The sequence below is a fragment of the Achromobacter sp. genome, from assembly GCF_036567245.1.
Lineage (GTDB): Bacteria > Pseudomonadota > Gammaproteobacteria > Burkholderiales > Burkholderiaceae_B > Achromobacter.
This window is the reverse complement of sequence record NZ_DATCUY010000104.1, coordinates 1-17438: the sequence shown is the minus strand read 5'-3', so window position 1 is coordinate 17438 and position 17438 is coordinate 1. Positions and strand designations below refer to the sequence as shown.

The window sequence follows — 17438 nt, the reverse complement described above, 5'->3', positions numbered from 1 at the left end:
GCCTGGCTGCTGCAAAGCCTGACGGGCGGCTAATGCCGGCTGTCGCCGCGACAGGACTTGGAGCCGGTCAGCGCGCCGTGGCAGGCAAACGCGAGATGTGCACGCCGTTGACGTTGAGCCAATCGCCCAGCTTTGGGCTGGCGAGCACGTCGAATTCCGCGCGGCGCTGGCGCGACATGGCGCAGTTGTCCTGGCTGCCCATCGCCGGATGGCACATGAGCAGGTCGCAGTCGCGCGCGTTGAACAGCCAGTTCTGCAGCAGATCCGCGTAGCGACGCTTGCCGCCTTCAAAGCCATAGACGCCCAACAGCCGGCGGTTGGTCCGCATGCCGTCCTTGCGCGCCTGGCGCGCCAGCGCTGCAGAGCCCAGCGCGCCGATGACGCGCGCCTTGATGGCTTCCTTCAGGGGTATGCCGAACTGCATGCCCGGCGCCGTCTGGCGCAGCCACGGCATGCGACTGCCATAACGGCGCTTGAGCAGCTGCAGCAGGCGTTCGCGGATGCCGGGCAGCTGATGCACGTGCTGGTGGCCATCGACATAATCCGGCGCGCGGCCGAATGCAGCTTCGAAGGCATCGAACTGGCGTTCCAGCTGCGCTTCGACCCAGGCGTCGTCCAGCCTGCCGGTGTAGGCGCTGAGAATCAGCCGGCTCAGCGTGGGCATGGGTTCGGCGTCGGGCGCGAGCGCTTCGGTGAAGTTCACGTGCAGGCCGATATCCACATTCATCGGCGCCAGCCGCCCTGCGTTCGCCGCGAACGAAGGGCCCAGCGTGAGGCAGCTGACCGCGCTCAAGCGGCCCATGCCGGCCAGCGCAATCATGCCTTCATCGATATCGGCATTCATGCCAAAATCATCACCGCAGACCACGATACGTTTGCTCATAGCAATACCTTTGACTTCCCATTCATCACAGCCTTCATGCGCGCCCTGCTGCAACAAGTAAGCACCTTCATTGCTGTCGGATGCGCCGCCGCGGCCACCCATTGGGCTGTCGCCGTGGGTTGCGTCGAATTCTTCCGCATACCGCCCCTGGCCGCCAACCTGGTGGGCTGGCTGATCGCATTCGCGGTTTCCTTCGCCGGCCACTACCGGCTTACGTTCCGACATTCCAAAACTCCCTGGACGGTAGCAGTGCGCCGTTTCTTCTTTGTGTCAGCCATAGGCTTCCTCATCAACGAAGCCGCTTACGCCTGGCTGCTGCACAGCACTGCCATCCGCTACGACATCCTGCTCGCGCTGATCCTGCTCGCGCTCGCCGTGGCGACCTTCATCGCCAGCCGGCTGTGGGCGTTCCGCCACAAACCCGCTGCCTGAAGGCCGCGTCCACGTCGACGCGCCACATCACGTACTTCACGCTGCTGGCCACCGGCGCCAGCCCCTGCAACGGCGGATAGGCCGGGTTGTCCGCCGCGGTGCCCCATACCCAGAAACGCGCCCCTTCCGCCGCCTGGCACAGGCGCGCAGTGAACTCCGTGGGGCTGAGCAGCACCTCCGCGCCGGTCGCGGGATCGAACTGGGCGGCGTCGTACAGTTCCTTGCGCCAGTTATCGCGCACAGGCACATCCGGGTTGCGCCAGTCGTCCACCACCCACGCAGGCCGCGCGGCCCTGGCGTACAGCGCCAGGTCGAAGGGATAGGTGTGCAGCGACACAAACGTGTCGTCCGGCCGCGCCTGTTCCCGCACCACCTTGGCCAAGGGAGCGGCGCTGCCGCGCGCATTGTTGGCCGCAATGCCCACCGCGATGACGCAGATGCCAGCCGCCACCGCCGCGCTCAGGCGCACCAGGCGCGTGGCGCCTTCGGCATCGGCGCGCCTGGCGCCCTGGATCACTTCCGCCAGCAGAAAGGCCAGCGGCGCCAGCGCCGGCAGGACATAGCCCACCAGCTTGGAATCCGGCAGCGAAAAAAACACCAGCACGACGGCGAACCACACCAAGGCCAAGCGGCGCAGGCTACGCGTGGGACCTTCCCAGAACGCCTTGCGCAGAATGCCGCCGCCCCAAAGCGACCAGGGCAGGCTGAGCCCGACAATCACCGGCAGATAGAACCAGAACGGCTGCGCGTTGTTGAAGCCGCTGGCGGCGAAGCGCTGGAAATGCTGGTAGACGAAGAAATAGTCGTAAAAACCGGGATAGCGCAGTTGCATCAGCACGAACCACGGCGTCGCCACGGCGATGAACGCCAGCAGCGCGGGCGGCCACAGCAACGCGGCCAGGCCGCGCCAGCGCCGCTCCCACAGCAGCCAGATCAGCAGGATGGCACCCGGCAGCGCCAAGCCGATCAGGCCCTTGGCCAGTACCGCCAAGGCCGCCAGCACACCAGCCGCCACCGACATCGCGCGCCAGGCTTGTCCGCGCTCGACGCGCATCACCGTATCCACGGCGGCCAGCACGCACAGCGTGATCAGGCCTGCCACCAGCATATCCAGATTCGCGAACTGCGCGCCGCCATAGAAAAACGGCAGAGTGGCGAGAACCAGTACGGTCAGCGCGGCAGCGGCGGTATCGCGATACCGCCGCACAAAGCAGTACAGGGCCGCCACGGCGCCCCACGCAGCCAGCCAGGAAGGCACCCGCGCCGCCCAGGGATGCACGCCGAAGATCGAGAAGGACAGCTCGGTCAACCAGTAATAGAGCGGCGGCTTGTGGAAGTACGGCATGCCGTCCAGCAAGGGCACCGCGTGCGAACCGCTGCGCAGCATGTCCCAGGCCACGCCGGCATAGCGCCCTTCATCGGGCAAGGTCAACGGCCTGAGCCAGGCCAGGAAGGCAAGCCACGCGCCGATCGCGAGCAGGAAGCGTCCCGCCGGCGGGGTCCAATCGGAGCGCCGCCAGAAAGTGGTAGCGGACATGTCAGTTCAAGCCTTGGCCCGGCCGGGAAGCCCGGCCCTGGCGGCGTCGCACGACGAACAGGGGCCGCCCCTTTACTTCATCAAAGATCCGGGACACGTACTCGCCCACCACGCCCAGCGAAATCAGGTTCACGCCGGCGAAGAACAGCACCGCCGTCACGATCGTCGTCCAACCGGAGACCTCGTTGCCAAAGAACAGGTACTCGCCGACCAGATAGGCCGCATAGGCCAGCGCCAGCATCGCGAACACCACGCCAACCAGGCTGACCAGGCGCAGCGGCCAGGTGGTGAAGGCAGTCAGGCCGTCCAGCGCCAACCGGAACAGGCGCATGCCGCCAAAGCGGCTGTCGCCGTGCATGCGCTCGTCGGGAGTGTAGGTCAGGGCCTCGCCCTTGAAACCGACCCAGGCGTACAGGCCCTTCATGAAGCGGGTGCGTTCGGGCAAGGCGATCAAAGCGTCCACCACGCTGCGGTCCATCAGACGGAAATCGCCGGCATGCGCCGGCACGTCCACGCCGCGCGCGCCGCTCAGGAGCTTGTAGAACCAGCGCGCGCCGGCGCGCTTGGCCCAGGACTCGTCGGCGCGGGTCTCGCGCACGGCGTAGACCATTTCGGCGCCGGCCGCCCAGCGCGCGAGCATTTGCTCGATCAACGCGGGGGGATGCTGCAGATCGGCGTCCAGGCAGATCACCGCATTGCCGGTGGCGGCTTCCAGGCCGGCGCTGATCGCGGCTTCCTTGCCGAAGTTGCGCGATAGTTGCACGTAGCGGAAGCCGTCATGCCCGGTCCATTCAGCCATCAGCGCTTCCGTGCCGTCCGTACTGCCATCATCGGCCACGATGATTTCCCAACTGGTGCAAAGCGCCTCCAGGCGGTTGCGCAGCAAGGGCAGCAGCACCCGCAGGTTCTCGCATTCGTTCAGGCAGGGAATCACACAAGTCACGCAGGTGTCGTACGGCACGGGAGCCTGGGCAGCCGGCCACACCGCTTCCAGGGGAAACGATTTGGTCAATACTTGCTGAACGGCGGGTTCGGACCGGAACTGGATGTGCATGGCTCTAGACTCGGATTGCAGGACTATGGCGAGCAGTATGCGTAGGGGCTTGTCGAATTTTCATGAAATGCAAGATTGCCCGCGGCTCCGGGGAATTCTGGTGGATTCTAGGGAGCGCTCCCTGGAAAACAATAAAGTCCGGTGAACCTGTGTCCCCAATTTGTGAAGGCCTGTAAAGCCGGGACCCGCGCGCGCATCGGTAAAATGCGCCCGAGTTCTTGTTTTCGCAGGTTGTCATGCAATATCGAGTCCGGCCCATGCGGGCCAGCGACGTGGACGCCATCCTGGCCCTCCAGACCTTGGCCTATCCTGGTTTCCTGCTGGAAAGCGCCGGCTTCTTCCAGAATCGCCTGGCGCTCGCGCCTGCACACTGCTGGGTCGCGCAGGCCTCTGCCAGCCTGGACGGGCTGCTGGGCTACCTGATCTCCTATCCCTGGGACGCGGGACTGCCTCCCGCCCTGGACGTCACGCTGCCAGCGCTGCCGGCCGGTGCCGACCATTGGTTCCTGCACGACTGCGCCGTGGCGCCCTCGGCGCAAGGGCTGGGGGTGGGCCAGGCGTTGCTGCGCGCCGCAGCGGCCGGCGCGCATGAAGGCGGTTTGCGCCGGGCGAGCCTGGTGTCCCTGGAATCCGCCGTGGGCTATTGGCAGCGCCACGGCTATCAGCCCGTCGACGCAGACAGCGCCGACCTGGCCGAAAAACTGGCCGGCTACGGGCCGCACGCGCAATACATGTCGCGCGCGTTTCCGCTCTAGCCGCCCCGGCCGCGGCCTCCCGCCCGGCTCCGCGCCGCGCGCCGCAGCCCTGCCCCATGTACACCGTTATCGCGGCGGACGTAACATTAGCCTCAGTCCGTGTGAGGCGGCAGGGTTCCAATAGCCAGAAAGTTCACCGTGCCCTGACAGGGCGCAAAGGTATCTATGATCTCGCTTACGCCCGTTCAATCGCTGCTGGCATGCTGCCTCGTCCTGGTCATCGGACGCGTGCTCACCACCAGGATCGGCGTCCTCGCCCGCTACAGCATTCCCGACCCCATCGTGGGCGGCCTGCTGTTCGCCGTGCTGGCCTATCTGCTGTCCACCTGGGGCGGCGTTTCCGTCTCGCTGGAGACCAGCATCAAGCCGACCTTGCTGCTGCTGTTCTTCGGCAGCATCGGCCTGACCGCCAACCTCAAGCTGCTGGCCAAGGGCGGTCCGCGGCTGATCGCCTTCCTGCTGGCCCTGATCCCGTTCCTGATCCTGCAGAACGCCGTGGGGCTGGGCATGGCCTGGCTGCTGGACATGCATCCGCTGATGGGCCTGCTGGGCGGCACCATCACCCTGGTGGGCGGGCACGGCACGGGCGCGGCCTATGCCACGCGATTTGCCGACTTCAACAACATCCAGGACGTGATGGCGCTGGCAATGACCTCCGCCACCCTGGGGCTGGTGCTGGGCGGCGTGGTGGGCGGACCGGTGGCCGAATGGCTGATGCGGCGCCACAAGCTGGCCGGCAGCCTGGACCACGCGCCCGGCGACGGCCATGAGGCCCTGGACCTGACGGAAAACGCGCCCCCGCCGAGCGCGGGCTCGTTCATCGTGTCGATGACGGCGGCGTTCGTCTGCCTGGTGGCGGGCGGCTACCTGGCCGCGCTGGTCGAGGACGCCCCGGTCAGCCTGCCGAATTTCCTGTGGTGCCTGGCCACGGGCGTGCTGATCCGCAACGGCGGCGAAAAGCTGGGCCTGAAGCTGGACGACCGCGCCACCGAGATCATCGGCACCATCTCCCTGTCGCTGTTCCTGGGTATGACCATGATGACGCTGGACCTGTCCAGCGTGGCGCGCCTGGCCGGTCCGCTGGCGCTGATGCTGGCGGTGCAGACCCTGTTCTGCGCGCTGTACGCGGCCTGGGTGGTGTTCCGCATGCTCAAGCGCGACTACGAGGCAGCCATCATGTCGGCCGCGTTCTGCGGCTTCTCGCTGGGCGCCACGGCCACCGCCATCGCCAACATGCAGGCGCTGACGCGGCGCCACGGCCCGGCGCCGGAAGCGTTCATCGTCGTGCCGGTCACCGGCGCCTTCCTGGTCGACATCCTGAACGTGATCGTGCTGACCTCGCTGATCTCCTTGCCGTTCGTGGGAGGCATGTGACCATGTTCAAACGCCTCGTTATTCTCGGTTTCTGCCTGCTCCTGGTGGCCTGCGGCCGCGCGCCCGATACCGACGTCCTGCGCGCCGACGTCGAGCACAGCCTGACCACCGCCTACGGCGCGGGCCTGTTCCGCGTTGCCGAACTCAAGCGCATGGGATCGGCCGCGGACAGCAGCGCCCCGGCGGGAGAAACCCGCCGCGTCGTCTACTACGACGTGGAACTGGACCTGGGACGCAACGTCACCCTGGGCGCCTGGGACCAGCCCGGCGCCGCCGCGCTGGTCACGCTGCTGGGCGCCGGCCCGCGCAGCATCAGCGGCGTGAAATCCGGCGGCAACCAGGCCGGCGACCGCATCGTCGCGCACGCCAGCGCGATCTACCGCCAGGACGGCGATACCTGGAAACTGGTGACCCCGGCCGGATTCAAGGCGGCCGAGGCGCCCAATCTGGACACCGGCGCACCGCCGCCCGTCACGCGCCAACTGCTGGACACGCTGGACCAGATCACCCATTCGGTTTCCTATAGCGCCTCCAGCACCGCGCAGCATGTGGTGCAGCAGGAGCTGGAGCGTTCGGTGGCGCGCATCAACGGCCGGCTGGCCCGCATGCAACAGGGCTACCCGCTGGCCGGCGGCCCGGACCGCGGCGAGTACGTCGCGTTCGCGCGTGCCCTGAGCGACGTAGCGCGCAAGCAGCAGATCCGCGTCTCGCCCCTGATCACCGGCGGCGGCGCCGAGAACATCGCGCTGCTGCGCAGCGGCGATGCGGTGGTCGGGCTGGCCCAGGCCGACACGGCGCGGCTCGCCTACGACGGCAAGGGACCGTTCGCGGGCCAGGGTCCCTTCACCGGCCTGCGCGCCCTGGGCAGCCTGTATCCGGAACTGGTCCATATCGTGGTGCGCGACGATGCTTCCCTGCGTGGCGTGCGCGACCTCAAGGGCAAGACCATCGCCCTCGGGCCGGAAGGCTCGGCGGTGCGCGCCACGCTGGAAACGGTGCTGGCCGCCCACGGCCTGCAGGCCGGCCGCGACTACAAGGTGGCCGACACGCCGTTCACCGAGTCTCTGCCGGCGCTGAACTCCGGCGCGGTCGACGCCGCCGCCCAGGTCATCGGCGTGCCGGCCACGCCCCTGCGCGACGCGCTGACCCAGGCGCGCCTCAAGCTGCTGCCGCTGGACCCCGCGGCCATCAAGACGCTGACCGCGGCCGAGCACAATGCGCTGATGCCGCTGGACATCGCCGCCGGCACCTATCCCAACCAGTTGGAGCCGATACCCACCGTGGGCATGGCGGCGCTGCTGCTCACCACCGCCGACCTGACCCGCGATGAAGCCCTGGTAATCGTGCGCGCGGTCTACGTGACCGGCCAGGATCTGCTGGCCGCCGGATCGGCCCAGGGCGCCCAAGTAGGGCTGGCTACCGCCCGGCGCGGGCTGACCGTGCCGCTGCACGACGGCGCCCAGGAAGGGCTGGCCAAGCTGGAACAGGCCAAACCGCAATGAAGCCGGTTGCGCTTATGATTGCGCTCCTTACCAGGAATTCCCATGAATAAATTCGATCTACAGAAAACCCAGGCCCTGAAGCTGGCCGGCCAACTCAAGCAAGCCGCCACGCCGGACCGCTTCGGCACCGCCTCGCAAGCGCCCGACCGCCGCGAGCAGCGCAAGCTGGACCAGGCCGCCGGCCTGGTGCCCTTCCCCTTGAAGCTGTCGCAAGCCCACGCCGACAAGCTGCGCGCCCTGGCGGCCGAACGCGGTGTGTCCACCAACGACATCGTGGCCGAAGTGCTGCAGAACGCGCTGGACAAGTAAGCGCGATGCACATCTGGGTCGATGCGGACGCCTGCCCCGCCGTCATCAAGGACATCCTGTTCCGCGCCGCCCAGCGCTGGCAGGTGCCGCTGACGCTGGTGGCCAACCAGATGCTTTACACCCCGCCCTCGCCGCTGATCCGTGCGGTGCAGGTGCCGCGCGGCTTCGACGTCGCCGACGCCCACATCGCCGAACGCGCGGAGCCGGGCGATCTGGTCATCACCGGCGACATCCCGCTGGCTGCGGAAGTCCTGGAAAAAGGCGCGATGGCACTGAACCCGCGCGGCGAGCGCTATTCGCCGGAAACCATCCGGGAACGCCTGGCGCTGCGGGACATGATGGAAGAGTTGCGGGCCAGCGGCGTGGATACGGGCGGGCCGGCTTCGTTCAGCCAGGCCGACCGCAAGGCCTTCGCCAACCAGCTGGACAGCCTGCTGGCGCGCGCGGCGCGCAATGCGCCGAAGGGCTGAGGCCCGGCCGGCAGGCCTGGCCGTCAATAGAAGGTGATGTAGGCCTTGTAGATGATCGAGCCCAGCGCCGTGATCAGGCCTATGCCCATCAGCCCCATGCCGATATTGCGGTCGCGCAGCCCGAAGCCGATCAGCATGAGCGCCACGCCCGTGCCAATAATGATCAACATGATGTTGGTGTGTTCGGACATTGACCTTCTCCTGTTCGCCTATGCCTGGCCCACGGGCCAAAGCCTTTGTTATCAATGATAGACAGGCTCGCATGCGACGCGGCTCAATCGATGAGAGTCCGCTTGCGTCAAATCAAGAGAAGGGTAATGAAAGGGACGGTTCAGCGCAATGGCTGGCGTCCCCCCATGCAAAGCACGCGGCTTTGAAAGCGGACTCGATAGGTCCGGCGCGCACAAAACAAAAAAGCCAACCTCGCGGCTGGCTTTTTGCTTTGCGTCTTTTTTAACCTTGGTACGCCGACAACGTTGGGCCTGGGGCCTGCGTTGTCTTCCAAGGGTCTTTGGTGGGTAGTACTGGGTTCGAACCAGTGACCCCTGCCGTGTGAAGGCAGTGCTCTACCACTGAGCTAACCACCCCGAAAGAGGCGAAATATTAGCACGTTTTTTTGAACGTGTGCAAGTCGCCTCGGAAAAACCTTATGCGGCCGCCACCGGCGCGTCGATCTTGCGCCAGGTGCACTCCCCGCCCACGGACTTGTCCAGGGCCGCGAGGTAGGTTTCATGCTCGGCCAGTTCCGCCTCGCTGGCCTTGAGCACGGGCAGGCCCGACGCGTCGAACCTGGCCAGCACGACGCCATTGCCGCCAGCGCCGGCGCCATCGTCGACGTCGATCAGCAGCGCGTCCTGGCCGCGGGTCATGGCCAGCCAGACTTCCGCCAGCAGCTGCGAGTCCAGCAATGCGCCGTGCAGCGTGCGGTGGGCGTTGGAGATGCCGTAGCGGTCGCACAGCGCATCCAGCGAGTTGCGCTTGCCCGGGAACAGCGAACGCGCGTGCAGCAGCGAATCGGTGACCGTCTCGCAGTAGTCGGTGACCGGGCCGCGCCCGGTCTTGGCGAGTTCGGCGTTGAAGAACTTGACGTCGAACGCCGCGTTGTGCGCGATCAGTTCGGCGCCCTGGATGAACTTGACGAACTCGTCCGCGACATCGGCGAAGCGGGGCTTGTCGGACAGGAACTCCGTGGTCAGGCCGTGCACCGCCAAGGCCTCGGGATCGCTGTCGCGGTCCGGGTTCAGGTAGATGTGCAGGTTGTTGCCGGTGCTCATCCGGTTGACCATTTCCACACAGCCGATTTCGACAATGCGATGGCCCTGGGCAGGGTCCAGTCCGGTGGTTTCAGTGTCAAAGATGATCTGGCGCATAACTTATTCCGACGCTTGGGCAGGCGCGGCGGGCTGCGCTTGCGGCGCCGGAGCGGGGTCCGGATGATGCGCTGCGCTGCCGGCCTGGCCGGGTTTCTTGCGTGCGGTGGCGATCAAGGTATAGGCCACCGGCACGACGAACAAGGTCAGTAGTGTACCCAGCATCAGCCCGCCCACCAGGACCCAGCCGATCTGCTGGCGCGATTCCGCCCCCGCGCCGGTGGACAGCGCCAGCGGCACGGTGCCCAGCACCATGGCGCCGGTCGTCATCAGGATGGGACGCAGGCGCAGCACGCTGGCCTCGACCACGGCCTCGAACAATTCCTTGCCTTCGTCGCGCAACTGGTTGGTGAATTCGACGATCAGGATGCCGTGCTTGGTGATCAACCCAACCAGCGTGATCAGGCCGATCTGGCTGTAGATGGACAAGGTGCCGCCGGTCAGCCACAGCGCCAGCAGCGCGCCGGTCATCGACAGCGGCACCGACAGCATGATGATGAAGGGATTGCGCCAGCTCTCGAACTGCGCCGCCAGCACCAGGTAGATGAAGGCCAGCGCCATGGCGAAGACCAGATAGATGCTGCCGGAGGAATCGCGGAACTCGCGCGACTGGCCGTCCAGGTCGGTGACGATGGTGTTGGGCAGCACATCGCGCGCCACCTGGTGCATGTGCGCCAGGACTTCACCCAGGGCGTAGCCCGGCGCCACCGCGCCGTCGATCTTCACGGCGCGCAGGCGGTTGAAGTGGTTCAGCGACTGCGGCGACACGCCTTCGTGCACGCCCAGCAGGTTGTCCAGCTGCACCATGCTGCCGTCGCGCGCCCGCACATAGATGCCGGAAATGTCGGTGGGATTGGCGCGATCGCGCGGCGTCACCTGCACGATCACGTCGTACTGTTCGCCTTCGTCCTTGTAGCGGGTGACCTGGCGGCCGCCCAGCATCGATTCCAGGGTGCGGCCCACGGTGTCCACGTTGGCGCCCACGTCGGCCATCTTGTCGCGGTCCACCCGCACCCGCAGCTCGGGCGTGTTCAGGCGCAGGTCGGTGTCCAGGTTGATCAGGCCGGGATACTTGCGCAGCTCGGTCAGGAAGACTTCGGTCAGGCGCGACAGCTCGGCGTACGACGCCTGGCTCATGATGATGAACTCCACCGGCTTGGAGCGCGCCGACTGGCCCAGCGACGGCGGATTGGTCGGAAACGCCCGCACCCCCGGCAAGGAGGCGAACTGCGGCTGCAGCTGTTGCGTGATGGCCTGCTGCTTGCGGCTGCGTTCTTCCCAGGGCTTCAGGCGCAGGATCGCGGTGCCGTCCGTCACGGTGGGAAAGCCCACGGTCACCTGGCTGCCGCTGGCCTCCGGAATCTCGGAATAGAACTTTTCGATGCCCAGCATGCTTTCCAGCGTGTAGTTCAGCGTGGCGCCTTCCGGCGAGCTGACGATGCCGAACACCACGCCGCGGTCCTCGATGGGCGCCAGTTCGCTCTTGACCACCTTGAACAGCACGCCGCTCGCGGCCGCGACCGCCACGCCTATGACCACCACCAGCCAGCGGTGGCGCAGGGACGCCCCCAGCGCGCGCCGGTAGCCATTGCTCATGGCGTTGAGCCAGCCTTCGATCAGGTTGTACCAGCGGCTATGGCTGCTCTCGTGGCGCAGCAGCACCGAGCACATCATGGGAGTGAGCGTCAGCGCCACGAAGCCCGACACCAGCACCGCACCGGCCAGCGCCAGCGCGAATTCAATGAACAGCCTGCCGGTGCGGCCGGTGGCGAAGGCCAGCGGCGCATACACGGTGACCAGGGTCATGGTCATCGCGACCACCGCAAAGCCGATCTCGCGCGATCCGCGCAGCGCGGCCTCCTTGCGCGGCATGCCCTCTTCGATGTGGCGGAAGATGTTTTCCAACACCACGATCGCGTCGTCCACCACCAGGCCGATGGCCAGCACCATGGCCAGCAGGGTCAGCGTGTTGATGGAAAAGCCGAACAGGTACATCAGCGCGCAGGCGCCTACCAGCGACACGGGGATGGTGACGATGGGGATGATGCTGGCGCGCAGGTTGCGCAGGAAGAAGAAAATCACCAGCACCACCAGGACGATGGCTTCGCCGATGGTGTGGAACACGGAATCAATGGAGCGCTCGATGAACACCGACGAGTCGTACGCGATGTTCAGCTTCATGCCGGCCGGCAGGTTCTCGTTCAGGCGCGCTACTTCCTCGCGCGCCGCCTTGGACAGTTCCAGCGGGTTGGCGGTGGACTGGCGCGTCACGCCGATGTTGATGGCGGGCTTGCCGTTGAATCGCGACAGCACGCGGTCGCTGGCGGCGGCGATCTCCACATTGGCCACGTCGCGCATGCGCACCGGGTAGCCTTTGACGTTGGCGACAATCACGTTCTCGAACTGCGCCGGCGTCTGCAGGTCGGTGGAAGACACCACCGAGAACTCGCGGGCGCGCGATTCGATGCGGCCGGCCGGAATCTCCACGTTCTGGCTGCGCAGCGCGGCCTCCACATCCTGCACGGTCAGGCCGTAGGCGGCGAGCTTGTCGCGGTCCACGTAGATGCGCATGGATGGCAGGCGTTCGCCGAAGACGCGTACCTCGGCCGCGCCCGGCAGCACCGACAGGCGGGTCTTGATGTAGCGGTTGATGTAGTCCGAGGTCTGGATCGCGGAGTACGTCCCGGACTCGACCGCGATATAGATGATGGGCTGGGAGTCCGCCTCGACCTTGCCGATGATGGGCTCGTCGATTTCATCAGGCAGGAAGCGGCGCGCGCGCGAGACCTTGTCGCGGACTTCCGCCGCCGCGGCATCCGGGTTGCGCGACAGGTTGAACTTGATGTTGATGAGGCTGCGTTCCGAGCGGCTGCGCGAGGTCATCACGTCCACGCCCTCGATGCCGGCCAGCTGGTCTTCCAGCGGCTTGGTCACCTGCGATTCGATCACCTCGGGCGAGGCGCCCTTGTAGGTGGTGTCCACCGACACAATCGGTTCGTCGATCTTGGGGTACTCGCGCACGGTCAGCCGCGAATACGAAATCAGGCCGATCAACACGATGATCAGCGACAGGACCGATGCGAACACCGGCCGCTTGATGCAGGTTTCCGAGATACGCATTGCGCTACCGCCAAAAAGGGAAAAAGGCCGGCGTCACGCGCCGTTGCCCAGAACGGTCACCGCGGCGCCGTCCGTCACCCGTTGCAAGCCAGACACCACCAGCTGGTCGCCCGCCGCCACCCCGGTCAGGATCTCGACGCGGCCCTCGCGGCGCTCGCCTATGGTGACCTCGCGCCGCTCGGCCACGCCGTTCTTGACCCGGTAGACGTACTGCGTCGCGCCCGAGGGCGACAGCGTGGCTTCCGGCGCGACCAGCGCCTTGTCCTGGCTGAACTGCAGCTGCACGCGGGCGAACATGCCCGGGCGCAGCACCGCATCCTTGTTGGCGACCGTGGCGCGCAGCAGGATGGAGCGCCCGCCGGCATCGACCAGAGGGCTGACCGCGTAGACCACGCCCTGGCGCTCCTGGCCCGGCAGCGCGTCCATGCGCAGCGTCAGCGGCTGGCCCACGCCCACCTTGCTCAGATACATCTCGGGAACGCGGAAGTCCACCTTGAGCGGATCGATCGCCTCCAGCGGGGCCAGGTCCTGCCCCTGGTTGACGTAGTCGCCCACCGACACGCTGCGCAAGCCCACGATGCCGCCGAACGGCGCCGAGATCGTCATCTTGTCCAGCCGCGCCTGCGCCAGCGCCACGGCGGCTTCCTGCACCTTCAGCGTGCTGGCGGACTCGTCGCGCGCCTGCTGGCTGACGAAGCCCTTGCCCTGCAACTCCACCGAGCGCCGGTAGTGGCTTTGCGCCAGCGTCAGGTTGGCGCGCGCCTGGGCCAATTCCGCACGCGGCACGGAATCGTCCAGGCGGATCAGCACGTCGCCGCGCTTGACCGGCTGGCCTTCCTTGAAATCGATGGACTGGATACGGCCGGCGACCTCGGGCCGCAGCACCACGGATTCGTCGGAGCGCAGGCTGCCCACGGCCGAGATGCCGCGCGCGAAAGGAATCTCTTCGACGGCGGCCACTTCGACCCGGACCGGCGCGGCGCGCGTGACCAGGGGCGCTTCGACGGCGCCGGGTTGTGGACTGACGGTTCCGAAGGCGAGCCAGCGCGGCACAAACACGCCGAGTGCGGCCCCCGCGGCCAACCCTGCCGCTACGGCGGCGAGCAGTACTGCTTTTTTCATGCGCGAATGTGGCGGTATTGCGGCGCGGGCCAGGCATGCCCCCACGCGGACTGCGCCGCAGGAACTGGAATGAGGGTTGGCACTTTAGCACCCGGATTTACATACTGGAACAATCCTGAAGCCGGATGAAAGAACTAAATCCGCCCCAGAGGGCGGATTTGAGGGTATATCCCGATGCTCTCAGTTCCGGCGGGCCGATTCCACGCCCAAATTGGCCAATTGGTCGGCCCGTTCGTTGCCGGGATCGCCGGCGTGTCCGCGGACCCAGCGCCAGGACACCGCATGACGCTGCACCTGTTCGTCCAGCAATTGCCACAGTTCGACGTTCTTGACCGGTTTCTTGTCGGCCGTCATCCAGCCGCGCCGCTTCCAGTTGGCCAGCCACTCGGTCATGCCCTTCATCACGTACTGGGAGTCCGTGTGGATGATGACCGTGCATGGGCGCTTGAGCGCACGCAGGCCCTGGATGACCGCCAGCAGTTCCATCCGGTTGTTGGTGGTCTGGAGTTCGCCGCCATGCAGCGTCTTCTCGTGGCCACCCGCGCGCATCAGCACGCCCCAGCCGCCCGGACCGGGATTACCCTTGCATGCGCCGTCGGTCCACATTTCCACTTTCTGTTCGTTCGCTTTGTCGTCCTGCATGGTGCTGCTTGGTATTCCTTGCTAAAAAATTGGCGCCGCGGCGCAGAGCTATGCCTTTCCCGAACCGTCGTCCGCCTGGCGGTTGACCACCACCGACGCCGCGCGGGCGCGCTTGGGCTTGGCCTTCTTCCAGGCCGGGCCAATGATACGCATGCCGGCCACCCGCTTGACGGCCGACACCACATAGACCGCACCGCCCACGCTCCACCAACGGGCGCCCGCCGATTCCAGGAAGGACCAGCGCTGCAGCCATTTTTCGCTGCGGCAGGCCGGCGCGTAGCAGCCGAAGTGGCTGGCCTCGACCTCCAGCGACAACAGCTTGAACCAGTCCTTCAGGCGCGGCAAAGACACCTGGGAGGACGGCGGCTGCGGCAGCCAGGGCTCCATGCCAGGCATGCGGGTGCGCGCGCCCCACATGCTCCAGGGATTGAAGCCCGAAATCACGACCCGCCCTTCCGGCACCAGCACGCGCTCGACCTCGCGCAGCACGTTGTGGGGTTCTTCCGCGCACTCGAAGGCATGCGGCAGGATCAGCAGGTCCACGCTCTGGGATTCGAACGGCAAGGCCTCGGGCTCGGCCAACACCACTCGCGACTGCCAACTGGCGGCGCTTTCCGCGGACGGGGTCTCGGTGCCGATGTAGCCCTTGAAGGGCATGCGGTTGGCGCGCAGCAGATTCATGTCGGCCAGGCCGACCTGCCAGGCGTAATATCCGAACACGTCCGCGACAGCCGCGTCGAACTGCGCCCGCTCCCAGGCCAGGGCGTACTGTCCCGGCGGCGTCTGGAACCATTCGGCCAGTTCTACAATCGGCGGAGTATCTTCTGCCACGTTCTATTCCTTCGAATCCCATGCAAGCCATGACCGCCCCCACAGGCGGCCGCGATCGCAACGCCGCGGTCTTGCCTCTACCCGCCTTCAACGACAACTACATCTGGGCCATCGTCCGTAACGGCGAGGCCGCCGTGGTGGATCCCGGCGACGCCAGCCCGGTGCTGCAATGGCTGGCCCAGAACGACTTGAGACTGCGCGCCATTCTACTCACGCACCATCACGGCGACCATGTGGGCGGTGTTCCGGAATTGTCCCGCATCGAGGGCATCACCGTATACGGCCCCGCGCATGAACAGCTGCCGCGCTGCGACGTGCGCCTGGCGGAAGGCGACCGCGTGGCGATCCCCGAACTGGACCTGGATCTGGCCGTGCTGGACGTGCCCGGACACACTGCCGGCCACATCGCCTACGTCGGCCGCGCGGCCGGCCAGGAGCCGGTTCTGTTCTGTGGCGACACGCTGTTTGCGGGGGGCTGCGGCCGTCTTTTCGAAGGCACTCCGGCGCAAATGCATGATTCTTTAGGGAAATTTGCTGTTTTACCGCCAGATACACAGGTTTTTTGCGCACACGAGTACACTCTAGCGAACTTGCGCTGGGCCTTGGCAGTCGATCCGGCCAACCGCAGCCTGCAACAGTGGTACCAGCAGGCCCAGCAATTACGAGCAGAAGGTCTTCCCACGCTTCCGTCCACGATCGGGCAGGAACGCGCGGCCAATCCGTTTTTGCGCACGCAAGAAGTTGAGGTCGTCCACGCCGCAGAGCGCTGGGCCGGCCACAGCCACGCTACGCCGGTAGAGGTTTTTGCCTCCCTTCGTAAATGGAAGAACGATTTCAAGTGACAGCCCGATGAATCTATCCCGACTCCTTCTGCCACTCATGCTGGCAGTCCTCGCCGGTTGCGCAGGAACCAAAGCCCCCGATAGCAAGAACCTCACCACCAATTCCCAAGGGCGATACATCGCCCGCGACACGTCCCGGACGGTGGATCTGACCAACCCGCCCGCCGACGCCTGGGACCGCATCCGCCGCGGTTTCGCCATCCCCAACCTGAACACCGACCTCTCGCAGCAGTGGACCGACTATTACGCGTCCCACCCCGAGTCGGTGCAGCGCATGGCGGAACGCGCCGGCAAGTACCTGTACTTCATCGTCGACGAGATCAACCGCCGCGGCCTGCCGACCGAACTGGCGCTGCTGCCCTTCGTCGAAAGCGCCTACAACCCGACCGCCCTGTCGCGCGCCCAGGCCTCGGGCCTGTGGCAGTTCGTGCCGGCCACGGGCCAGCACTTCAACCTGAAGCAGGACTGGTGGCGCGACGAGCGCCGCGACCCCATCGCCTCGACCAACGCGGCGCTGGACTATCTGGAAAAGCTGTTTGAGATGCAGGGCGACTGGTACCTGGCGCTGGCCTCGTACAACTGGGGCGAAGGCTCGGTGCAGCGCGCCATGGCCAAGAACGAAGCGGCCGGCCAAGGCACGGACTACCTGTCCCTGAACATGCCCGACGAAACCCGCAACTACGTGCCCAAGCTGCAGGCCATCAAGAACATCATCGCCGATCCGCAGCGCTATGCGGTGGCCCTGCCCCCGGTGGGCAACACGCCCTACTTCGTGACGGTCCAGAAGAACAGCGACATCGACCTGGAAATCGCCGCCAAGCTGGCCGAAATGCCGCTGGACGAATTCAAGGCGCTGAATCCCTCGTTCAACCGTCCCGTGATCCGTGGCGACCACGGCCCCACCCTGCTGCTGCCGGCCGACCGCGTCGAGATCTTCAACGCCAACCTGACCAACTACAAGGGCGACCTCAGCGCCTGGAAGATCTACCACTCGCGCCGCGGCGAATCCTACGCCTCGATCGCCAAGCGTTTCGGCGTAAGCGAAGCCACGCTGCGCCAGACCAACGACATCGGTTCGCGCCAGAAATCGGCTTCCGGCCAATCGTTGCTGGTGCCAGGCGAACCCGGTACCGGCGGCGTGCAGTTGGCCTCGCTGGCGCCGCCGGTGGGCGCGCTGGATTCGGCGCCGTCGGAC

17 protein-coding genes and 1 tRNA gene are annotated in these 17438 nt (G+C 66.4%); 8 read left to right on the top strand and 10 right to left on the bottom strand.

Features of this window, described 5'->3' with window-relative positions; all coding sequences use genetic code 11:
* Positions 1 to 67: 67 nt before the first annotated feature.
* Positions 68 to 883, bottom strand: a complete 816-nt coding sequence (locus VIR09_RS04635) for a ChbG/HpnK family deacetylase (protein WP_332011809.1) — start codon at positions 881 to 883, stop codon at positions 68 to 70.
* Between the two features lie 36 nt (positions 884 to 919).
* Between VIR09_RS04635 and VIR09_RS04630 the strand changes: the two genes are divergently transcribed.
* Positions 920 to 1315 carry a GtrA family protein gene (locus VIR09_RS04630; RefSeq protein ID WP_332011808.1) on the top strand — a complete coding sequence of 132 codons (396 nt, stop codon included), beginning with the start codon at positions 920 to 922 and terminating at the stop codon, positions 1313 to 1315.
* On the opposite strand, the gene VIR09_RS04625 is transcribed toward VIR09_RS04630, so the two are convergent.
* Both VIR09_RS04625 and VIR09_RS04620 read right to left on the bottom strand, forming a co-directional pair.
* Positions 1269 to 2852 (bottom strand): glycosyltransferase family 39 protein, encoded by a 1584-nt coding sequence (locus VIR09_RS04625; RefSeq protein ID WP_332011807.1) that lies wholly within the window; start codon positions 2850 to 2852, stop codon positions 1269 to 1271. The genes VIR09_RS04630 and VIR09_RS04625 overlap by 47 nt on opposite strands.
* 1 nt (position 2853) lies before the next feature.
* A complete protein-coding gene (locus tag VIR09_RS04620; RefSeq protein WP_332011806.1) occupies positions 2854 to 3906 on the bottom strand; it encodes a glycosyltransferase family 2 protein in 1053 nt (350 codons plus the stop codon).
* Positions 3907 to 4163: 257 nt separating this feature from the next.
* Here VIR09_RS04620 and VIR09_RS04615 point away from each other — a divergent pair, with 257 nt between their 5' ends.
* From VIR09_RS04615 to VIR09_RS04595, 5 genes are all read left to right on the top strand, one after another.
* Positions 4164 to 4661, top strand: coding sequence for a GNAT family N-acetyltransferase (locus tag VIR09_RS04615; RefSeq protein WP_332011810.1), 498 nt, complete (start codon positions 4164 to 4166; stop codon positions 4659 to 4661).
* A 165-nt stretch (positions 4662 to 4826) separates the two neighbouring features.
* Positions 4827 to 6035 carry a sodium/glutamate symporter gene (gene gltS, locus VIR09_RS04610; RefSeq protein WP_332011805.1) on the top strand — a complete coding sequence of 403 codons (1209 nt, stop codon included), beginning with the start codon at positions 4827 to 4829 and terminating at the stop codon, positions 6033 to 6035.
* Positions 6032 to 7537 (top strand): TAXI family TRAP transporter solute-binding subunit, encoded by a 1506-nt coding sequence (locus VIR09_RS04605; RefSeq protein ID WP_332011804.1) that lies wholly within the window; start codon positions 6032 to 6034, stop codon positions 7535 to 7537. Before gltS ends, VIR09_RS04605 begins: the two co-directional genes overlap by 4 nt.
* 42 nt (positions 7538 to 7579) lie before the next feature.
* On the top strand, positions 7580 to 7846 hold the full coding sequence (locus VIR09_RS04600) for a hypothetical protein (protein ID WP_332011803.1): 267 nt from the start codon (positions 7580 to 7582) through the stop codon (positions 7844 to 7846).
* A gap of 5 nt (positions 7847 to 7851) precedes the next feature.
* Positions 7852 to 8316: a YaiI/YqxD family protein gene (locus tag VIR09_RS04595; protein ID WP_332011802.1), complete on the top strand. Its 465-nt coding sequence runs from the start codon at positions 7852 to 7854 to the stop codon at positions 8314 to 8316.
* Positions 8317 to 8339: 23 nt separating this feature from the next.
* Here VIR09_RS04595 and VIR09_RS04590 read toward each other — a convergent pair whose 3' ends face one another.
* The 7 genes from VIR09_RS04590 to VIR09_RS04560 form a co-directional block, all read right to left on the bottom strand.
* Entirely contained in the window at positions 8340 to 8507 is a 168-nt protein-coding gene (locus tag VIR09_RS04590; RefSeq protein WP_332011801.1) for a hypothetical protein, read from the bottom strand.
* 321 nt (positions 8508 to 8828) lie between these two features.
* Positions 8829 to 8903 (bottom strand) — tRNA-Val (locus VIR09_RS04585).
* Between the two features lie 60 nt (positions 8904 to 8963).
* Entirely contained in the window at positions 8964 to 9686 is a 723-nt protein-coding gene (dnaQ, locus tag VIR09_RS04580; RefSeq protein WP_332011800.1) for a DNA polymerase III subunit epsilon, read from the bottom strand.
* A gap of 3 nt (positions 9687 to 9689) precedes the next feature.
* The gene (locus VIR09_RS04575; protein ID WP_332011799.1) at positions 9690 to 12806 is read right to left on the bottom strand and encodes an efflux RND transporter permease subunit; all 3117 of its coding nucleotides are present in this window, start codon (positions 12804 to 12806) and stop codon (positions 9690 to 9692) included.
* Between the two features lie 33 nt (positions 12807 to 12839).
* Positions 12840 to 13928 (bottom strand): efflux RND transporter periplasmic adaptor subunit, encoded by a 1089-nt coding sequence (locus VIR09_RS04570; protein WP_332011798.1) that lies wholly within the window; start codon positions 13926 to 13928, stop codon positions 12840 to 12842.
* Between the two features lie 180 nt (positions 13929 to 14108).
* On the bottom strand, positions 14109 to 14570 hold the full coding sequence (gene rnhA / locus VIR09_RS04565; RefSeq protein ID WP_332011797.1) for a ribonuclease HI: 462 nt from the start codon (positions 14568 to 14570) through the stop codon (positions 14109 to 14111).
* A 48-nt stretch (positions 14571 to 14618) separates the two neighbouring features.
* A complete protein-coding gene (locus VIR09_RS04560; protein WP_332011796.1) occupies positions 14619 to 15401 on the bottom strand; it encodes a class I SAM-dependent methyltransferase in 783 nt (260 codons plus the stop codon).
* Positions 15402 to 15421: 20 nt separating this feature from the next.
* Here VIR09_RS04560 and gloB point away from each other — a divergent pair, with 20 nt between their 5' ends.
* Both gloB and VIR09_RS04550 read left to right on the top strand, forming a co-directional pair.
* Positions 15422 to 16243, top strand: coding sequence for a hydroxyacylglutathione hydrolase (gene gloB, locus VIR09_RS04555; protein WP_332011795.1), 822 nt, complete (start codon positions 15422 to 15424; stop codon positions 16241 to 16243).
* A 7-nt stretch (positions 16244 to 16250) separates the two neighbouring features.
* A partial coding sequence (locus VIR09_RS04550; protein WP_332011794.1) for a transglycosylase SLT domain-containing protein occupies positions 16251 to 17438 on the top strand: 1188 nt, incomplete at its 3' end.